Origin of the sequence: Chryseobacterium pennae, from assembly GCF_003385515.1 — a bacterium.
Lineage (GTDB): Bacteria > Bacteroidota > Bacteroidia > Flavobacteriales > Weeksellaceae > Chryseobacterium > Chryseobacterium pennae.
Genome location: NZ_QNVT01000034.1, coordinates 13,204 through 32,796, shown reverse-complemented (window position 1 = coordinate 32,796; position 19,593 = coordinate 13,204). Strand labels below are relative to the sequence as shown.

The window sequence follows — 19,593 nt, the reverse complement described above, 5'->3', positions numbered from 1 at the left end:
AATAATAAACCTGCTTTTCCAAGCAGGTTTTCTTTTATCTTGCTCTGTTTTCTTCCTCTGTTCTCTGAGATTCTTTTGCCTGATATTTTGAGCCTCCAAAGCTATAGCTCAGTGAAAAATAGAAACGGCTGTTATCCCACCAATGCCTAAACTGATTGTCCATAATCTGTTTATGCCTGAACTCTAACTGCTGATCATAGGTATCAAAAATATTATTATAGCCGATCTTTGTGTTCAGCTTATTATCAAGCCAGGATTTTTGAATGGATAGATCTATGCTATACCGTGGTTTGATAATATAAAGACTGTTTCCGGTTTTAGATTCATAATTAGCAAATAGATTAACAGTGTATCCTTTGGGTAAAGTAAATACCTGGTTTACCCTGATTTCATAGTTATAAATCCCCAGTGTAAAAACCTGATCAAGATAAGGTCTGAACTCATAATTGTAATATCCTGAAATCTGGCTTGTCATATTCCACCACTTTGTAATTTTCACAGGAAAACTTGTTTCCAGGACTGCAAAATTACGGTATGGAAGATTGGCTCCCAGATATTCCAATACATTGGTTTTCGGATTATATATAGGATAGCGGGCCATCACATCTTTTTCTTTTCCTATTGTAAAACTTGTGATCCAATTTTTGTATCGGTAGGTTGCTTTGATCTGGCTTGTAAAAGAAGGCTGCAGATAAGGGTTTCCTATCGAGTAATTCAAAGGGCTGAAGTAATAGCGAAATGGATTAAGCTGTGAAAAAACAGGCCTTGTTATTTTTCTGCTATAGGATAGTGAAAGTTCATTAGATTTATTAAATGTATAGTTTGCACTGAAGGATGGTAACCATTCCAGATAATTTCTTGAAACAATAGAATCTAAAGTAACAGCATCAGAAACACTATTTGTATTTTCAAGCCTTAATCCTGCATTGATCTGAAGTTTTCCAAATTTTTGTTTATAGGCTAAATACCCTGCCAATATTTTCTCTTTGTAGGAAAACAGATTACTTCTATCGGGATCGAATGCAAACTGGTTATTCACAGATAAAGTATCATACCTGATATTATTATTGGTATTGGATTGGCTATATTTAAGCCCTGCCTCTACTTCTGCTTCTCCTATTTTTTGAGAGGCATCAATCTGCCCTGTATAAATATCTATCTTATTAACAAGATCAGATTTCCAATAGGACAATACCTCTGAAGAAGTTTTATCTCTGTTAATAAAATCGTCTTTCTGCTTGTTTTTCACGGAGAGATAATTGCCTAAAAAATTAATTTTAAATCCTTTATTTTGAAAAGAATAATCAGTGGTAATCCCGTAATTGTTCTGGGAATAGTGCATTGGATTTTCATTTCCGGTATTAAAAACAAGCTGTGTTTCACTTTTATCAGTAGTATATAATGAACCTAAGCGCATCCGGTCAATCTCCCTGGAACTGCCCCTTAGGTTCAGCCTTAGCCTGTTTTTATCATTCAATCTAAAATCTGCTCCTGCCTGAATGTTGTACACATTTACCTGATCCTCCTGATAGGTTCTGGTCCTCATAACATTGGTATTAGCCAGCCGTTGTAGGGCATTGTATTGATAAAATGAGATTCCATCGTTATATCCTCCCTGAAAACTGTATGCTACTTTTTCTGTGTTATAAGTAAGATTCAGAGTATTCTCCCGGGAATTGAACTTATATGCATACAGATTCCCATTATAATTTCCTTTCCAACCCAGATCGGTATTCTTTTTCAGCTTAATGTCAATAATTCCTTTAAACTCTGCATCATATTTTGAAGATGGATTGGTGTTTACTTCAAGAGATTCTACCATTTCCGGTGATAAAGACCGTAAATAAGCCTGCAACTCCTGATTACTCATTACAATAGGTTTGCCATCAATGAATATGGCGGGAGTCACTCTTCCTCCAATAAAGATTCCTTCTTCCTGATCGATAGTTACTCCTGGTGTTTTTCTTAAAACATCAAGCAGATGGGTGGAAGTCTTAAAGTCTTTATTTCCGGAAACAGCCACCGTCAAATTTCCGTCATTCAATTTGACGCTTCGTGGGGCGGCTTGGATAACAACTTCTGAAATATTTGTTGTTGAAGACTTTTGCCGAGTCAGAGAATCCGATTCATTATTTCCCGTGGCTTTCTGTGCCTTTCCAAAAATTGGTAGAAATAGTAATAACAGAAAGAGCCATAATTTGATCATCATAATTTTTAAATTTTATGAGATCAAAAGTATTGGCTTATGGTAAAAATCAGGTTTTAGAATTAAAATTCAGCAGTACGAAATTATAAATTGAGACTATGAACCCCAGTCTCAGAAGGCGTTTGCATCTGTTTGTATAAAAGTGGTGTGGTATTCTTTATTTTCTTGAATGTTGAAAAGAAAGTTGATTTAGAATTGAATCCAACCTCATATCCAATTTCTTCAATCTTCAAATAGGAACCATTTTCAATTTTTTCACAGGCTTCATTGATTCTATATTCATTGATATAAGTGGCAAAACTTTTCCCCAAATTATCATTCAATAGCTGAGAAAGCTGATGAGTAGACATATTCATTCTGGAGGCAAGGTTATTTAATTTCAGGTCCGGATTTTTGTAAAGTTCTTCTGTATTCATCATTCTATCTAATCTGGATACAAAATTATCAGCCTGTTCATTTGAAATCTTTTTATTGGAATATCTGACCGCTTCCTTCACCGGAATCTGATGGTATTTTTTATTGAATACAATCAGAAAATTAGCATAGAGTACAAATGAAAAGACCAGACTGCCTCCTGCACAGTATATCTGTATCCAACCCGTTGAAATCAGTTGATAGGTTAAAAAGATAATCACATTGCTAATCAGAACCGGAAGAACAAACTTATTGGAGCTTTTGATATTCTCTTTTGAAAATAAATAATACTGATAAATAGTAAGAAATACAGATATTGTCCAAACGGCATAAATAAAGGTACCAAAATAATGATCCCAAGTCACAGGAAAGAATAGATATAATAATCCCACAACTCCCAGAAAAAGGGTTAATATTCCAAATGTTATTATACAGGATTTCAGACTAAATTGATTTTGTTGAAAGGAAGATTTTACATAGTAATACAAAACAGGTCCTGTAAAAAATAATGCTGATAAACCTAAATGGGCTATAACTCTTGGCAGATCAGGATAAAAGTAAAAACAGACAGATATTCCTACTCTTATACTTAGCATTAGCAGAAGAAGTCCAAGGAAAAAGTCTGGTATATATTTCAGTTTTTTAATGAACAACAGATAAATACCGAGCAAAAGCCCGTTGAAGGCCCCCACAGCACTGAAAAAAAACAAGATCTGTTGTCCGAAACTCATGACTTATTAATTTTTTAAATACAAACAACTTTACCAACTGTATCAATAGAAACAGATTAAAATCCCTTTTAATCAATGAATATAAATCATATGACTTTAGCTGAAACTTATATTCTACAAAAGTAAATTTACTAATTTATTCCAGTAAATTTCAACTACATATATATTTTATATTTGAGCTGAAGTCTATCAGACTGGCTTTCTTATTGGATGAATTGGCTAAAGCCCATACCAATTGAATACCCTGAGCTAGGAAAACAAAAAATCCCAAAGCAAGCTTTGGGATTTTGATATGGTAGAAGCAAATATTATCTGCTTGCGATATCGATATAGTTTCTTTCCTGAGCACCTTGGTAAACCTGTCTTGGTCTTCCGATCGGGTCTCCTTTCAATCTCATTTCCTTCCATTGAGAGATCCATCCTGGTAATCTTCCTAATGCAAACATTACAGTAAACATTTCTGTAGGAATTCCTAATGCTCTGTAGATGATTCCTGAGTAGAAGTCTACGTTTGGATATAGTTTTCTTTCTACGAAGTACTCATCTTCAAGTGCTACTCTTTCTAACTGCATTGCAATGTCAAGAGCTTTATCCTGGATTCCTAATGCTTTCAGGATATCGTCAGCAGCTTTCTTGATGATTTTTGCTCTTGGGTCGAAGTTTTTGTACACTCTGTGTCCGAATCCCATCAAACGGAAGTTATCATTCTTATCTTTAGCTTTAGCAACGTATTTAGATACATCACCACCATCTTTCTCGATAAGTTCAAGCATTTCGATTACCGCCTGGTTAGCCCCACCGTGAAGTGGTCCCCAAAGTGCAGATACTCCAGCAGAGATAGAAGCGAAAAGACCTGTGTGAGCAGAACCTACCATTCTTACTGTAGAAGTAGAACAGTTTTGCTCGTGATCTGCGTGAAGAATTAATAGTTTATCTAAAGCGCTTACTACAACCGGATCGATTTCGAAATCGGCGTTTGGTAATCTGAATGCCATTTTGTAGAAGTTTTCTACATAGCTAAGGTTGTTATCACCGTGGTTTAATGGTAAACCTTGAGTTTTTCTGTATGTCCAAGCACAAAGGTGAGAGAACTTAGCGATCATCAGCTCAGCTGCGTGATCCATTTCTTCTTTAGAGTTTACGTTAACCGCTTTCGGGTTGAAGGCTGTCAATGCAGACGTCATAGAAGATAAAACTCCCATAGGGTGAGCAGAACGAGGAAAAACATCAATGATCTTTTTCATCTCATCTGCGATGAAGTTATATTTTTTAATATTGTTGTCGAAAGAAGTAAATTGATCCTGAGTAGGTAATTCTCCATGTAATAAAAGATACATTACTTCTGTGAAGTTAGATTTTTCAGCAATTTGCTCGATTGGATAACCTCTGTAGAATAATTCTCCTTTATCTCCGTCTAAGTAAGTGATGTCGCTAATAGTAGCTCCTGTATTTTTGTAACCTAAATCCAGAGTGATTAAACCTGTCTGGTCTCTTAATTTCGAAATATCAATCCCTCTGTCTCCGATAGTACTATCCACGATAGGATATTCATATGAATTACCGTCGTAATTCAATATTACTTTGTTGTCTGACATTATTTATTTATTTTTTTTAAATATACCACTTTCCATAAAATACGGCAAACAAAAATTATCGCTTGCCGTTATTTATAAATTCAATTATCTTTTTATTTTGAATGCTTCTAAACCTGGGAAAATAGCAGTTTCACCCAATGCTTCTTCAATTCTTAACAACTGGTTGTATTTCGCCATTCTGTCTGATCTTGAAGCTGAACCTGTTTTAATTTGTCCACAGTTCATTGCTACCGCTAAATCAGCAATGGTAGAATCTTCAGTTTCTCCTGATCTGTGAGACATTACTGAAGTGAATTTATTGTTCTGAGCCATTTGTACAGCTGCCATTGTTTCAGAAAGAGAACCAATTTGGTTTACTTTTACAAGGATAGAGTTAGCAATATTTTCTTTTACTCCTCTGGATAATCTTTCTACGTTGGTTACAAATAAATCATCTCCTACAAGCTGTACTCTGTCACCGATTTTATCAGTTAACATTTTCCACCCCTCCCAGTCATTTTCCTGCATACCGTCTTCAATGGAAATGATTGGGTATTTTGCAGCCAGTTCAGCTAAGTAAGAAACCTGCTCGCTGCTTGAAAACTGAGCTGCGTCCTGAGTCTGGAATTTTCTGTAATCATAAATTCCGTCTTTGTAGAATTCAGAAGCTGCACAGTCAAGTGCTAACATAATGTCGTCACCTGGCTTATAGCCTGCTTTTTCAATGGCCTGAAGCAATGTATCCAAAGCATCTTCAGTTCCTTTGAAAGTAGGAGCAAAACCACCTTCGTCACCTACCGCAGTAGATAAACCTCTTGAATGAAGAATAGATTTTAGATTATGGAAAATTTCTGTTCCTTTTCTCAATGCGTGAGAGAAAGAATCTGCTTTTACCGGCATGATCATAAATTCCTGGAATGCGATAGGAGCATCTGAGTGAGAACCACCGTTGATTACATTCATCATAGGAACAGGAAGTGTGTTTGCATTTACACCACCTACATATTTGTATAAAGGCATTCCCAATTCTGCAGCTGCAGCTCTTGCTACTGCCAAAGAAACTCCAAGGATTGCATTAGCTCCCAGATTTCCTTTGTTAGGAGTACCGTCAAGATCAATCATGATCTGATCGATATAGTTTTGTTCAAAAACCGGCTGACCAACTAAATTTTCTGCAATTACTTCTTTTACATTTTCAACAGCTTTCAAAACTCCTTTTCCTTGGTATTCTGAACCTCCGTCACGTAATTCTACGGCTTCATGCTCTCCTGTAGATGCTCCTGAAGGAACAGCTGCACGACCCATAGCACCGTTTTCTGTAAATACATCCACTTCAATGGTAGGATTACCTCTGGAATCTAAAATCTGTCTTGCTTCTATGTAAGAAATTGCACTCATTTTTTATTTTTTTTAGTTTAGACAAATTTAATCAAAATTTAACTTTCAGGGGCATTTCGCAGGTTTTTTTTGAAATAATTCGAAGTTAAATTTTAGTTAATTTATATTATGATAAACTCATGATTTACTTCCCAAAAAACCTTTCTTGACATCACATCAAAAAAGGTTTTTATTTTTAAATTGAATATCTATACTTATATAGAAATGGAGAGGTTCGCCTAAATGATTGTTATTTTATTCAATCTTTTTTTCATCAGGAGTATTGACGAAAACACTTGATTTCTCAGAGTCTAGTCCCCAATTAAGGCCTAAAAAAGAAATCAGATTATCTTTCTCTCCGTAATTTTTGCCAAACGCCGCGTTAATATATACTTTATCCGATACTTTATAAGCCAATAAACCATTGGTTCGAAATGTTTTTTCAATATCATTGATACGATAAATATATTCCCAGGATACGGAAAACCTTTTATAAGTAAACTCTGCCTTTCCTCCAAAATCATAGTTTTTAGTTCTGAGAAATTGCTGATTGATGTCTAGCGTTGTTCCATCATCAAGATATCGAACGATCCCGTAAAAATTAAGTTTCTTCTCTGCTTCAGGATTCTCTTTTTTTGTAAAATCAAAACCTGTATTCAACGTTAACCAAAACCCTAGTTTTCCAAAGCGACTGTTTGAAAATTTATTATCAGAAAAAAAAGTACTGTAGCCACCTGCAAAATCCACAGCAAGTATGGGGGAGGCTTCTAAGAGGCTCCTGTAATAATCGACATTTTTGAGCCCATTTTCATTCTCTTCATACTTTTTTAGTAACTTGCTTAAGCTGCCTTCTAATAAATCTTCACAATCTGAAGGACTTAAATTTTCATCAATACACTTTTGTTCAATTTCTAATTCTTTATCGCTTAAATATTTACTGATCAATTTTAATTGAGCTTTTTTTGCAGAATCTTCTTTTACAATTTTTTTGAGATTATCCTGAGTTCGAATCTTAATTAAAGTTCCTCTTACACTTACAGAGAATGCCGGATTTTTAATATCATCATCTGAATTTAGAATTAAATCTCTCACAAATCCTAATGAAAATGATGCCTTATTCAAGTCATTAAAAACATTTTGTTTATATACTTTTCCGTCATATTCTTTAAACCCTGCATATTTGAGCGAATTCATTCCTTTTGAACGTAGTAGCCAATATGGTGTAATTTCAAATGCATACGTATCCGGAATTCCTTCACTTTTCTTAAATGAATTGACTAAACTTAAAACAATTCCTTTTTTTGACTTTGGAGTTTCCAATTCGGAGGGAGAAATACCCAACAGAATAATAGACGCTGGATTTGAAATGGCGAGTTCTTTAAGTTCCACATCAATTTCCTTTACTTCGGTGTTTTTATTTTGTGATCTATATCCATGTATAGATATAAAAGTCAACACCATCAAAAATATCTTTTTCATGATCTTCATTTTATATTTATCACTTTTACGCTAATAATTCTTTTCATTGGAGAAAGGTCAGCCTTTGTATTCTTCTCAAAAGGAAGTACCATATTATCTTGACCTCGTAAAGTATACATAATGCTAGTGTGCTGCATTGCTGGATCTAAAAGACTATCATTAATACCACTAAAATCAAAAATGTGGCGAATACGTAATCTTTTACCCTGTATGATGTCTACCGTAATTACATCATCAGAGCCGTCATACAAGTCATTAATTGTGGCCAGATACCTTACGTTGGTATTTACCTGGGCATCCGTAGAAATCGTAATTGTTAAAACATAATCGTTATCATCTCCCGTTAATTTAAAAGTTTTAACTGATTTTTTAATTAGAGTTTTCATGGCTATCAAGTTTTATATATCAAAGTTCGGCCTAAAAAACATATTTGTCAATTACACAAAAGGGTGATTATACAAATTAAAAAGTAAGATTGCATATGCCAACCATTATAATACTACTTCAAAGGTTAAAGAAGTTCCAGGATCTTCAGGTGTAATCTCACATTTTCCTTCTATATCGCTCATCCTTCTTTTCATATTCCGGAGACCATTTCCTTTATGGCATTCTTCCGGAATTCCTGTTCCGTTATCTGAAATCTTCATAATGAAGATATTTCTATCCTGATAAAATGAGAGTTTAAGCGTATCTGCCCGGCTATGTTTGTAGATGTTATTAACGGCTTCTTTCAGGCATAAGAAAAGATTACGCCTTAATTCTGTAGAAATGGGAGTATCACTTATGATATCTATACATTCTGACTTTAATACGATTTTAGTTTTTTTTAGAAAATTTCCGGAATAAATAATTGCATAATCTATGAAACGTTCCAGCGTATCATTACCTGAGTTCAGACTCCAGAGCATTTCCCGCATGGAAATATTCATCTCTTCTGATGTTTTCAGCAATTCATCAATATCATTCTGGAGATCATCATCGTTTACTTTTTGTTTTAGAAATTCTGAATGAAGCTTAAGCGCAGAAATCCCTGCACCGAGATCATCATGCATATCGTGAGAAATACGTTCCCGTTCCTTTTCTATTAACTTTTGTTTCTCCAGTTCTTTCTGAAGAAGCTGGTTTTGGTATTCGGCTTCTTTTAACTGCTTTTCTTTGAAGTAAAGAAGCTGTTTTCTGTTATACATTAAAACCACGAAAATGATGAATCCTACGAATAGCATCATGATAACAACAGCCAGGATATAGGTTGCTTTAATTTCTTCGGGAAGTTCTTTCATTCTGTGTGAATATTAATCCTATTAAAAATAAAAGATAGATCATGACATTCACAATTGAAAATGTCATTGTCAGAAAGCTTAAAAGCTGGGAATCATTTTTTTGTAAAAAATACATCGGGATAGCCCGGAAAATAAAAAATACAGACCAGATCAAAATACCTGAGCTGATCCAAAACAAAAAGTTTTCAATAATGCTTTTATCATCTACATTTTTAAGTTTATATATGAACCAGGTCATAGAAAGGAATATAAAAAGAAGAGGGAGGCTTATGATTGATGTAAAACTTAATTGTTTTATATCCGTCTGAAATTCCATGAGATTAAAAATAATCAGTAAACAGCTAAAGCAAATTATTGAGATTCTGAAAACACGATCATGAATACTTTTAAAATAGATTGTACTAAAATAAATTAGAGAAAGAATAATATATCCGAAAAATAAATTATTCCTGTCAAACTCTATCCATGATGATAGATTTACAGGAATAATATCCACTCCTATAATAAGAAGCAGATATACAAAAAAGTAAAACTGTTGTTTTGACTTGCGCTTATATATCCATAAATAGACAGAGTACAGAAAGCAGATCAAAACAACAATTTCATAAATTCTGTTTAAGGACATTGCTGAGGGCAAAGAGAGTTCATATCATAATTTCTCAAATGTTCTATAGTATTACCATTAGTATCTATGGCATCTGTAAGAGAAGTAAGCTGTCCCTGACTTTTAAGGTATTTACTACTATAAAAAGATGTTGGCGATTTAGGATCTATAGCTTGTGCTAATGTGAATGTTAATGACTGAACATATTGAGGGCTCATACTGCTATTATAGACTTCTATAATCTTTCGCTGTACTTTAAAATCTCCGGCATCTATTTTTAAATAATTCGTATTTTGACCAGAAGTACTGAACTTATTTATTTTGTTTTGGATGTTATTTAAATAGCTTTTATGCATTTTAATAAAGTCCTGGGGCTCTATTTCTACTGTTTTCTTAACAGATAACATTCCATAATATTTACCACCCACTAAATTCTGAGATTGATCAAAAAAGCCTATTCCAATATAAAGTTTACCATCAAACGGTGCCAGTTCTGTGTATTTTGATTCAAAATCATTTTGGATAAATTGGAGAAAATATAGTCTTATCGTAGTAACCTTTGGGTTATTCTGTAGAAAATCACAGAACTCTAGCCATTGCTGGTTTTCCAGGATGAATACATCAGTTTTCAACAAGCCTTCATTATTAAGGACAGGATAGGTATTATCTATAAATGCCTGACGCATATCTTTTGCAAAAGCTCCTGCTAAAGGAATATATACAGGACTTTTCCCTTCCATAGATTTCATTTCTTTTGCCAATATAGACTTTTTCTCCTTTTCAAATTTGGCTAGCTTTTCCTTCATGCCTTTCTCGATTTGGGCTGGAATTTGGATACCCCATAACAGCAGTATCACAATGAATGTTTTAATGGTTCTCATGATTTCTTAGTTTTTAGATTGGTTTAGTTTATTGACTGCTTCAACTTTATTGTTGACATGCAGCTTTCTATAGATATTTCCGACATGCTTTTTCACGGTATCCATACTGATACACTTTTGATCAGCAATTTCTTTGTAGAGCAATCCTTGCGAAAGAAGTTCAAGAATTTCTTTTTCCCTTTCTGTAAGTTCATCGAAACCTTTAATCTCCGGAAACTTTTTCTCAAAATGCTGCAATACTCTTCGGGCAATAGAAAAACTCATAGGAGCACCACCATTATAAACATCCCTGATGGAAGAAAGTATCTTGTCCATACTCTCTCCTTTCACAAGGTATCCCATCGCACCGGCTTTTAAAGAATTAAAGATTTTCTCATCATCATCAAAACTTGTACACATGATGAAGTGGGTGTCCGGCATTTCTTTTTTGAGCTTTTCAATAATTTCAATCCCCAGCATATCCTGAAGCTGGATATCCATCATGACAACATCGGGAGAAATATCGAGAAGGTTTTTAAGAGCATCATTCCCATCAAAGAACTGGGCAACAACCTTCATATCCTGTTGATAATTGATTACCTTCTTCAACGCGTTGTTGTAGTTCTTTTCGTCTTCTACTATGGCAATGGAAATGCTCATGTCTTTTTTATTTGAAGCAAATATCAACAGAAAACAGATCGGAATCAATTACACATTTGTGTAATCTTAAGGTTTGAGTTTAGGGTTATGGTTTGTTTTTAATCTTATTAAATTTAATTATTTTTTCATTTCAAAACCTTATTTTTTTAATAAAAATTAACAAATCCGGACTGCCACTATATTGGTAATGATTTCATTAGTTACCATCCGTCATTTCATTCAGGTTATAAAAGGAAAATTATAGATAAAAATTGTAAAAATTCACCATATTGCAAGGCATGATTTTTGTAAAATTAAAGAATAAAAATCATATTGAATATCAAATAATATAATCATGAAAAAAAGTCTTTTAGCACTTGGTGCCATACTTACATTAGCTGTAGTAAGCTGCAAAAAAAGTGAAGGTGGAAATAAGAGTATCATTAAAACAGACAGTACTGAGACAGTAGTTACAGATAATAACGGAAAGGTTGATTCTGTTGCTCAAAGTTCATCCACTGTAGACGTCAACGGAAAGAAAACGGAAAAAACAGATTTTGTCTATAAAGCGACAGATGGAACATTGGTAAAAGTAGTATTCAAAAACGATCCAAAAGAAAGTACGGTAGCTATTACCAGCAACAAAAAAACATTTACGCTTACTAAAACTGAAACCAAAGGGGATGAAACCATCTATAAAAAAGATGATATGACTGTGAGAGTAAAAGGTGACAGTCTTCACCTTGAACAGGGAAACAATATCATTCCATTGAAAAGAACGAAGATTTAAGAATACATAAAAGCCCTCATATTCAATGAGGGCTTTTCTTTTCCTGAATTTGCCAGGAAAGCTTACTTAAGATTTTCGATAATTGAAATATAAGGATTTATATCCCTCTGCTTAATAAAGCCGTTTCTATCCAACCTGATTTCTTTCATTCGAACTGAATCAGATTCATTTCCTCCGATAGTAAGCAGGTATTTTCCTTTATGATCTTCTCCTACTTCAATCACAATAGCAGAATGAGACTGGTAGCCGGAATGATCTCTTGCATAATTATAATCAAATTCTGAGTTTCCTCTGTTGTTCTGAATAATGTCTCCAATTTTAGGATGATATTCATCCAGTCGTCGCCCCTTGAAGACCCCTGTATTCTGGATTGTATTCTGGATTGCCTTATGAACGAATTTAGAATGGGCAAGAGAGAATTTAAACTCAGTGGCATTTGCCCCAGCTTTAAGGACGCACCAGGATATAAAAACTGCAGACCAGGGTTCAGTGACCGAACTTGTAAAGTTAAAGTCAAGATCTTCATAATATTTCCTGATCTGTCTAAAGAGCTTGTCATCTGCTTCGTCCATGCTTTTGTAGAGCTGATACTGCTGATACGCTGTATCAATTAATTTTTTGGTAAAAATACTTGTTGCCATGATATTAGATTTTGTTGTTATGTCTAAACAAAATTACAAGACCTATACAATGTATTCAATACCACTTTTGGGTAATAAAAAAAGCCACCCGTATCCGGATGGCTTTCATTTATATCTGAATGAATATTATTCTTCAGTTTTTTCTTCAGTAGTGTCAGCTTTAGCTTCTTCTACTTTTTCTTCTACAACTGGAGCATCAGCAACCACTGTTGCTTTAGCTGGTGTAGATCTTCTGCTTCTTCTTGTAGCTTTTTTCTCCTCAGCATTCGGGTTGTAAAGCTCGTTGAAATCTACCAATTCGATAAGAGCCATATCAGCAGCATCACCTGGTCTGAAACCTGTCTTAATGATTCTTGTATAACCACCGTTTCTTTCAGCGATTTTAGGAGCTACAGTTCTGAATAATTCAGCAACCGCAAATTTATTTTGAAGGTAAGAGAATACTACTCTTCTGTTATGTGTAGTATCTTCTTTTGCTTTTGTTAATAGAGGCTCAACATATACTCTTAAAGCTTTAGCTTTAGCTACAGTAGTGTTGATTCTTTTATGCTCAATTAGAGAACAAGCCATATTAGAAAGCATCGCACTTCTGTGAGATGAAGTTCTTCCTAAGTGATTGAATTTTTTACCGTGTCTCATTATTAATTATTTATCAGCGTCTAACTTATATTTTGCAACGTCGAAACCGAAGTTAAGACCTTTTGAATGCACTAATTCTTCTAGTTCTGTCAAAGATTTTTTACCAAAATTTCTGAATTTCATCAAATCAGACTTACTGTAAGAAACCAATTCTCCAAGAGTTTCTACTTCAGCTGCTTTCAGACAGTTAAGGGCTCTTACAGAAAGATCCATATCTGCTAATTTAGACTTAAGAAGTTGTCTTGTGTGAAGGGTCTCTTCGTCATATTGGATAGATGCTTTTACAGCTTCAGTTTCAAGCGTGATTCTCTCATCAGAGAATAGCATGAAATGATAAATTAATATCTTAGAAGCTTCTGTTAAAGCATTCTGAGGGCTGATAGACCCGTCAGTTTCTATATCTAATACAAGTTTTTCGTAGTCTGTTTTTTGCTCTACACGATAATTTTCAATGCTATACTGTACTTTCTTGATCGGCGTGAAAATAGAGTCAATGGCAATAGTACCTACAGGTGCATTGTTTGACTTATTTTGTTCTGAAGGAACATATCCTCTACCTTTTTCAATATTGAAAGTAATTTCGAAAGTTACATCAGTATTTAGGTTACAAATCACTAAATCCGGGTTTAAAACCTCGAATCCGTTGATCGATTTTCCTAAATCACCAGCAGTAATAATCGTTTGACCTGAAACTTTAGCAACAACCTGCTCGTTAGCCTGGCCTTCTGCTAAAGCTTTTAATCTAACCTGCTTAAGGTTAAGAATGATTTCGGTAACGTCTTCGATTACTCCTGGAATAGTTGAAAATTCGTGCTCTACACCTTCTATTTTGATAGATGAAATAGCATATCCTTCCAGAGAAGAAAGCAACACTCTTCTCAAAGCATTACCGATTGTAAGCCCGAAACCTGGTTCTAAAGGTCTGAATTCAAATTGACCTTTAAATTCATCAGAGTTAAGTAAAATTACTTTATCGGGTTTTATGAATTGTAAAATTGCCATATTATTGGGTTGAGCAAAAATTTGATTAAAAAATTATTTAGAGTAAAGTTCGACGATAAGGTTCTCCTTGATGTCTTCCGGAATTTGGATTCTTTCAGGAGCAGAAATGAAGGTACCTTCTTTCTTCTCATCGTTGAATTGTAACCACTCATAGTTTGACTTAGAAGCCAATGCATTGGTAACAACATCAAGAGACTTAGACTTTTCTCTTACAGTGATTACATCACCAGCTTTTACCAAGTAAGAAGGGATATTAAGAATCTCTCCGTTCACAGTGATGTGTCTGTGAGAAACTAATTGTCTTGCTCCAGATCTAGTTTTAGCAAAACCTAATCTGAAAACTACATTATCCAATCTTGATTCACAAAGTTGTAATAGAACTTCACCTGTTACTCCTTTGCTTCTGTGTGCTTTTTCAAATAAGTTAGCAAACTGTCTTTCTAAGATACCGTAAGTATATTTAGCTTTTTGTTTTTCAGCTAACTGAACTGCATATTCTGATTTCTTAGCACCTCTTCTTTTGTTAGGACCGTGTTGTCCTGGCGGTTGGTTTTTTCTTTTTTCGAAGTTCTTATCATCTCCGTAGATTGCAGCACCAAACTTTCTAGCAATCTTAGTTTTAGGTCCAATATATCTTGCCATAATGGGTAAATTCTAAAAATTAAACTCTTCTTCTTTTTGGTGGTCTACATCCGTTGTGTGGCATAGGAGTCACGTCAACGATTTCTGAAACTTCAATTCCTGAATTGTGAATAGATCTGATTGCAGATTCTCTACCTGCACCTGGACCTTTCACAAACACCTTCACTCTTCTTAAACCAGCTTCGTGAGCTACAGCAGAGCAATTTTCAGCTGCCATCTGAGCAGCAAATGGAGTATTCTTTTTAGAACCTCTGAATCCCATTTTACCGGCAGAAGCCCAAGAGATAACCTCTCCGTTTTTATTTGTTAAAGAAATGATGATGTTATTGAAAGAAGCTTGAATATGTGCTTCACCAATAGCTTCAACTTTTACTTTTCTTTTCTTAACTACTTTAGTTTGTTTTGCCATAATTCCTAACGATTATTTACTAGCTTTTTTCTTGTTAGCAACAGTTTTTCTCTTTCCTTTTCGGGTTCTAGAGTTGTTTTTCGTTCTCTGGCCTCTTAAAGGTAATCCAAGTCTGTGACGTATTCCTCGTTGGCATCCTATGTCCATCAATCTCTTGATGTTCAATTGCACTTCAGATCTTAATTCTCCTTCAACTTTTACGTTGTCTAAGATATAAGTTCTGATTGCAGCCAATTCATCGTCATTCCATTCGTTGACTTTTTTGTCTTCGCTAATACCGGCAGCTTTAAGGATTTCAGAAGAAGTACTTCTTCCAACTCCGTAGATGTAAGTTAAACCGATAACTCCTCTTTTGTTTTTTGGTAAATCAATACCTGCAATTCTCGCCATAATTTAATTAACCTTGTCTTTGTTTAAATTTTGGGTTCTTCTTGTTGATTACGAACAGTACACCTTTTCTGCGTACGATTTTGCAATCAGCGCTTCTTTTTTTAATTGATGCTCTTACTTTCATTTTGATAGTATTTATTTTTTACAAATGCCAAATGGAATGAGAATTCCATTTGGCTAAATGTTTTTAATATCTAAATGTGATCCTCCCTTTCGTTAAATCATAGGGAGACATTTCTAGTTTTACCTTATCACCAGGTAAAAGTTTAATATAGTGCATTCGCATTTTGCCGGAAATATGAGCAATAAGAATATGCCCATTTTCAAGTTCTACACGGAACTGAGCGTTCGAAAGTGCTTCCGTTATAACGCCGTCTTGTTCAATATGTTTTTGTTTTGCCATAAATTAATATCCAGTCGTTCTAGACAGTTTAGACTGCATTAAACCATCATAATGATGGTTCAGCAGATATGTATTAATCTGTTGAACTGTATCTAAAATTACACCCACCATAATTAATAGTGACGTTCCCCCGAAAAATAAGGCGAACGCATCTGTCTGAACAAAGCTTCCATGCACAATTGCTGGAAGGACTGCAAAGATAGATAAAAAAATTGCACCTGGCAAGGTAATTTTTGATAAAATATCATCTAAATAATCTGCTGTCTCTTTTCCGGGTCTTACTTTCGGTACTAAACCTCCATTTCTCTTCAAATCATCAGCCATTTGGTTCACCGGAATTGTAATTGCAGTATAGAAAAACGAGAAGATAATAATTAATAGCGCAAACAATACGTTGTACTGCCAGCTAAAAACATTCTTGAAACCTGCAAGAAAAGTATTGGACTCGTCGAATTTTGTTAATAATCCTGGTACGAACATCAATGCCTGAGCAAAGATAATCGGCATTACACCAGCAGCATTTACTTTCAATGGAATCCATTGTCTTGCGCCCTGCATAAGATTCTTGTTTACACCTCCTCTTGCTTGAGCTCTGCTTACATACTGAATAGGAATTTTTCTAACAGCAACTGATAAAATCACAGCTAAAAGAACTACCACCATCCAGAATAATACTTCGATAAGGATCATGATAGATCCCATTCCTCCTTTTCCGTTCTGCACGGCCATCTCCTGAACGAATGCCTCAGGTAATCTTGAAAGGATCCCCACCATAATAAGGATAGAGATACCATTTCCGATTCCCTTATCGGTAATCTTTTCACCTAACCACATTGCGAATACTGAACCACCTACCAAGATTACAATACTTGGTAACCAGAACATAATCGAATTTGGTTCTACAAAATATGCAGATTGGAATTGAGCATACGGTAAGAATAATTGAGTAATAGAAGTTAAATAAGAAGGTGCCTGTACCAGACAAACCCCGATCGTTAACCATCTTGTAATTTGGTTCAATGTATTTCTACCTGACTCTCCATCTTTCTGAAGCTTCTGAAGATAAGGAATAGCCATCCCCATCAACTGAACAATAATAGAAGCAGAAATATAAGGCATGATTCCCAACGCCATTACGGAAGCGTGGCTGAAAGCTCCCCCCGTAAACGACGAAAGCAAGCCAAGGAGACCTGCTCCTTGCTTGTTACCGCCTTGATTTTTATAATGCTCTAAGAGATCTCCCACTTCTGCAAGGTTAATTGCTGGAAGTGAAATATAAGATGCGAATCTATACACAAGGATTATACCTAAAGTGAAGAGAATTTTATCTCTAAGCTCTTTAAGACTCCAAATATTTTTAAGTGTTTGTATAAATTCTTTCATTAGTAAGTATTATAAGGTAATTGCTTTTCCACCTGCTTTAGCAATAAGCTCTTCAGCAGATTTCGTGAATTTATCAGCAGAGATTGAAACCGCAGATTTCAATTCTCCTCTACCCATAATTTTCACTAATTCGTTTTTAGAAACGATCCCGTTTGCTACTAAAACTTCTTTCGTGATTTCTCCAGTGATGGATTTGTTCTCGATTAAAGTCTGAATAGTATCAAGGTTAACACCTCTAAACTCTTTTCTGTTTACGTTTTTGAATCCGAATTTAGGTAATCTTCTTTGTAAAGGCATCTGTCCACCTTCGAAACCGATCTTCTGAGAATAACCAGCTCTAGCTTTCTGACCTTTGTGTCCTTTTGTTGAAGTACCTCCTTTTCCAGTACCTTGTCCTCTACCAATTCTTTTTGAATTGAAAGTAGAACCTGCTGCTGGTTGTATATTGTTTAAATTCATTTTAATTTCTCTTTTATAAAATTATTTTTGAACTTCTAGTAAGTGACCTACAGCAGCTATCATTCCTAAGATAGAAGGAGTAGCTTCGTGCTCTACAACTTGGTGAAGTTTTTTTAATCCTAATGCTTCAAGCGTTCTCTTTTGGGTTTTTGTTCTACCAATAGCGCTTCTTACTTGCTTTACTTTAATTGTTGCCATTGTTTTATTATTAACCGTTAAACACTTTACTTAGAGAAACTCCTCTCATTCTAGCGATCTCTTCAGGTCTTCTGATATCCAATAACGCTTTGAAAGTAGCTTTCACCACGTTGTGAGGGTTAGAAGAACCTTTAGATTTTGAAAGGATATCGTGAATACCAGCTGATTCCAATACTGCTCTTACCGCACCACCGGCGATAAGTCCTGTACCGTGAGAAGCAGGTCTTAAGAAGATATCTGCACCACCGTATCTAGCAGTAGTTTGGTGAGGAATAGTGTGGTTCATTACAGGAACTTTCACAAGGTTTTTCTTAGCGTCTTCAACTGCTTTAGCAATTGCAGAAGCAACCTCTTTAGATTTTCCTAAACCGAAACCGATAACACCTTCTTCGTTTCCTACTACAACAATAGCAGAAAATCCGAAAGCTCTACCCCCTTTAGTTACTTTTGTTACTCTGTTAACAGCTACGAGACGATCTTTTAATTCTAATCCTCCCGGTTTTACTCTTTCTATATTATCTAGTCCTAACATATTTTCCGAAATTTAATGATTAGAATTTAAGTCCACCTTCTCTCGCACCATCAGCTAGAGCTTTTACTCTACCGTGATATACGAAACCGTTTCTGTCAAATACAATACTTTCGATCCCTGCAGCGATAGCTTTAGCAGCAATAGCTTTACCAACAGCAGCAGAAATTTCAGTTTTAGTACCTTTAGCGTCTACACCTTTCTCTCTAGAAGAAGCTGATGCTAAAGTTTTACCATTTTTATCGTCGATTAACTGAGCGTAAATTTCCTTATTACTTTTGTATACAGATAATCTTGGCAATTCAGAAGATCCAGAGATTTTCCCTCTTACTCTTCTTTTGATTCTTATTCTTTTTTCTAATTTACTTAATGCCATAATACTTATAATTTATTAAGCAGATTTACCAGCTTTACGTCTAACAATTTCTCCTACGAATCTTACACCTTTTCCTTTGTATGGCTCAGGCTTTCTGAAAGAACGGATCTTTGCAGCTACCATTCCTAGAAGTTGGTTGTCGTGAGACGTTAAAGTAATAATTGGGTTTTTACCTTTTTCAGTCAATGTATCAACTTTTACTTCGCTAGGAAGTTCTAATACGATACCGTGAGAGAATCCTAAAGCTAACTCAAGTTTTTGACCTGCGTGTGAAGCTCTGTATCCTACCCCTACTAGTTCTAGTTTCTTTTCGAAACCTGTATTTACACCAACAATCATGTTGTTGATTAACGCTCTGTATAAACCGTGAAGCGCCTTGTGTTGCTTAGAATCAGATGGTCTGTTTACATTAAGCTCACCATCTTTTTGTTCTAAAGTAATTCCTGCTGTAAGCTCTTGAGAAAGTTCTCCTTTAGCTCCTTTTACTGTTACTACACCGTTATTTTCAGTGATTGTAACTCCAGCTGGAATAGTTATAATTGCTTTACCAATTCTTGACATTTTCCTC

Annotated in this window: 24 protein-coding genes; 1 reads left to right on the top strand and 23 read right to left on the bottom strand. The window is 35.0% G+C overall.

Going from position 1 to position 19,593, the window contains the following annotated elements; genetic code table 11:
• Positions 1–34: 34 nt before the first annotated feature.
• The 9 genes from DRF65_RS24990 to DRF65_RS24945 all read right to left on the bottom strand — a co-directional run bounded on the left by DRF65_RS24990 (position 35) and on the right by DRF65_RS24945 (position 11,185).
• The gene (locus DRF65_RS24990) at positions 35–2,209 is read right to left on the bottom strand and encodes a TonB-dependent receptor domain-containing protein (protein WP_115973428.1); all 2,175 of its coding nucleotides are present in this window, start codon (positions 2,207–2,209) and stop codon (positions 35–37) included.
• An 80-nt stretch (positions 2,210–2,289) separates the two neighbouring features.
• On the bottom strand, positions 2,290–3,351 hold the full coding sequence (locus DRF65_RS24985; protein WP_115973427.1) for a helix-turn-helix domain-containing protein: 1,062 nt from the start codon (positions 3,349–3,351) through the stop codon (positions 2,290–2,292).
• 308 nt (positions 3,352–3,659) lie between these two features.
• Positions 3,660–4,946, bottom strand: a complete 1,287-nt coding sequence (locus tag DRF65_RS24980; protein ID WP_115973426.1) for a citrate synthase — start codon at positions 4,944–4,946, stop codon at positions 3,660–3,662.
• 84 nt (positions 4,947–5,030) lie between these two features.
• Entirely contained in the window at positions 5,031–6,323 is a 1,293-nt protein-coding gene (gene eno / locus DRF65_RS24975; RefSeq protein ID WP_115973425.1) for a phosphopyruvate hydratase, read from the bottom strand.
• A 234-nt stretch (positions 6,324–6,557) separates the two neighbouring features.
• On the bottom strand, positions 6,558–7,781 hold the full coding sequence (locus DRF65_RS24970) for a hypothetical protein (protein ID WP_123947432.1): 1,224 nt from the start codon (positions 7,779–7,781) through the stop codon (positions 6,558–6,560).
• A 5-nt stretch (positions 7,782–7,786) separates the two neighbouring features.
• The gene (locus DRF65_RS24965; RefSeq protein WP_115973423.1) at positions 7,787–8,167 is read right to left on the bottom strand and encodes a hypothetical protein; all 381 of its coding nucleotides are present in this window, start codon (positions 8,165–8,167) and stop codon (positions 7,787–7,789) included.
• 105 nt (positions 8,168–8,272) lie between these two features.
• On the bottom strand, positions 8,273–9,061 hold the full coding sequence (locus DRF65_RS24960; protein ID WP_115973422.1) for a sensor histidine kinase: 789 nt from the start codon (positions 9,059–9,061) through the stop codon (positions 8,273–8,275).
• 615 nt (positions 9,062–9,676) lie between these two features.
• A complete protein-coding gene (locus DRF65_RS24950; RefSeq protein WP_115973420.1) occupies positions 9,677–10,546 on the bottom strand; it encodes a hypothetical protein in 870 nt (289 codons plus the stop codon).
• A gap of 6 nt (positions 10,547–10,552) precedes the next feature.
• On the bottom strand, positions 10,553–11,185 hold the full coding sequence (locus DRF65_RS24945) for a response regulator (RefSeq protein WP_115973419.1): 633 nt from the start codon (positions 11,183–11,185) through the stop codon (positions 10,553–10,555).
• 334 nt (positions 11,186–11,519) lie between these two features.
• On the opposite strand from DRF65_RS24945, the gene DRF65_RS24940 reads away from it, so the two are divergent.
• Complete coding sequence (locus tag DRF65_RS24940) at positions 11,520–11,954, top strand: hypothetical protein (RefSeq protein ID WP_115973418.1); 435 nt, start codon at positions 11,520–11,522, stop codon at positions 11,952–11,954.
• A gap of 62 nt (positions 11,955–12,016) precedes the next feature.
• On the opposite strand, the gene DRF65_RS24935 is transcribed toward DRF65_RS24940, so the two are convergent.
• From DRF65_RS24935 to rplF, 14 genes are all read right to left on the bottom strand, one after another.
• Positions 12,017–12,595 carry a DUF2272 domain-containing protein gene (locus DRF65_RS24935; RefSeq protein WP_115973417.1) on the bottom strand — a complete coding sequence of 193 codons (579 nt, stop codon included), beginning with the start codon at positions 12,593–12,595 and terminating at the stop codon, positions 12,017–12,019.
• Between the two features lie 126 nt (positions 12,596–12,721).
• Positions 12,722–13,234: a 50S ribosomal protein L17 gene (rplQ, locus tag DRF65_RS24930; RefSeq protein WP_115973416.1), complete on the bottom strand. Its 513-nt coding sequence runs from the start codon at positions 13,232–13,234 to the stop codon at positions 12,722–12,724.
• A gap of 6 nt (positions 13,235–13,240) precedes the next feature.
• Positions 13,241–14,236, bottom strand: coding sequence for a DNA-directed RNA polymerase subunit alpha (locus DRF65_RS24925; protein WP_115973415.1), 996 nt, complete (start codon positions 14,234–14,236; stop codon positions 13,241–13,243).
• 33 nt (positions 14,237–14,269) lie between these two features.
• Positions 14,270–14,878 (bottom strand): 30S ribosomal protein S4, encoded by a 609-nt coding sequence (gene rpsD / locus DRF65_RS24920; RefSeq protein ID WP_115973414.1) that lies wholly within the window; start codon positions 14,876–14,878, stop codon positions 14,270–14,272.
• 19 nt (positions 14,879–14,897) lie between these two features.
• Positions 14,898–15,287, bottom strand: coding sequence for a 30S ribosomal protein S11 (rpsK, locus tag DRF65_RS24915; protein WP_034694697.1), 390 nt, complete (start codon positions 15,285–15,287; stop codon positions 14,898–14,900).
• A gap of 12 nt (positions 15,288–15,299) precedes the next feature.
• Positions 15,300–15,677 carry a 30S ribosomal protein S13 gene (gene rpsM, locus DRF65_RS24910; RefSeq protein ID WP_068940272.1) on the bottom strand — a complete coding sequence of 126 codons (378 nt, stop codon included), beginning with the start codon at positions 15,675–15,677 and terminating at the stop codon, positions 15,300–15,302.
• A gap of 7 nt (positions 15,678–15,684) precedes the next feature.
• A complete protein-coding gene (gene rpmJ, locus DRF65_RS24905) occupies positions 15,685–15,801 on the bottom strand; it encodes a 50S ribosomal protein L36 (RefSeq protein WP_007839480.1) in 117 nt (38 codons plus the stop codon).
• Positions 15,802–15,864: 63 nt separating this feature from the next.
• Complete coding sequence (gene infA / locus DRF65_RS24900) at positions 15,865–16,080, bottom strand: translation initiation factor IF-1 (RefSeq protein ID WP_034684855.1); 216 nt, start codon at positions 16,078–16,080, stop codon at positions 15,865–15,867.
• Positions 16,081–16,083: 3 nt separating this feature from the next.
• Complete coding sequence (secY, locus tag DRF65_RS24895) at positions 16,084–17,463, bottom strand: preprotein translocase subunit SecY (RefSeq protein WP_103289186.1); 1,380 nt, start codon at positions 17,461–17,463, stop codon at positions 16,084–16,086.
• A gap of 9 nt (positions 17,464–17,472) precedes the next feature.
• Positions 17,473–17,922: a 50S ribosomal protein L15 gene (gene rplO, locus DRF65_RS24890; RefSeq protein ID WP_089734597.1), complete on the bottom strand. Its 450-nt coding sequence runs from the start codon at positions 17,920–17,922 to the stop codon at positions 17,473–17,475.
• 21 nt (positions 17,923–17,943) lie between these two features.
• Positions 17,944–18,120 carry a 50S ribosomal protein L30 gene (gene rpmD, locus DRF65_RS24885; RefSeq protein ID WP_027371710.1) on the bottom strand — a complete coding sequence of 59 codons (177 nt, stop codon included), beginning with the start codon at positions 18,118–18,120 and terminating at the stop codon, positions 17,944–17,946.
• Between the two features lie 10 nt (positions 18,121–18,130).
• Positions 18,131–18,652 (bottom strand): 30S ribosomal protein S5, encoded by a 522-nt coding sequence (rpsE, locus tag DRF65_RS24880; RefSeq protein ID WP_042721505.1) that lies wholly within the window; start codon positions 18,650–18,652, stop codon positions 18,131–18,133.
• 19 nt (positions 18,653–18,671) lie between these two features.
• Positions 18,672–19,025 carry a 50S ribosomal protein L18 gene (gene rplR / locus DRF65_RS24875; RefSeq protein WP_077413597.1) on the bottom strand — a complete coding sequence of 118 codons (354 nt, stop codon included), beginning with the start codon at positions 19,023–19,025 and terminating at the stop codon, positions 18,672–18,674.
• A gap of 15 nt (positions 19,026–19,040) precedes the next feature.
• On the bottom strand, positions 19,041–19,586 hold the full coding sequence (gene rplF / locus DRF65_RS24870; protein WP_115973413.1) for a 50S ribosomal protein L6: 546 nt from the start codon (positions 19,584–19,586) through the stop codon (positions 19,041–19,043).
• Positions 19,587–19,593: the final 7 nt, after the last annotated feature.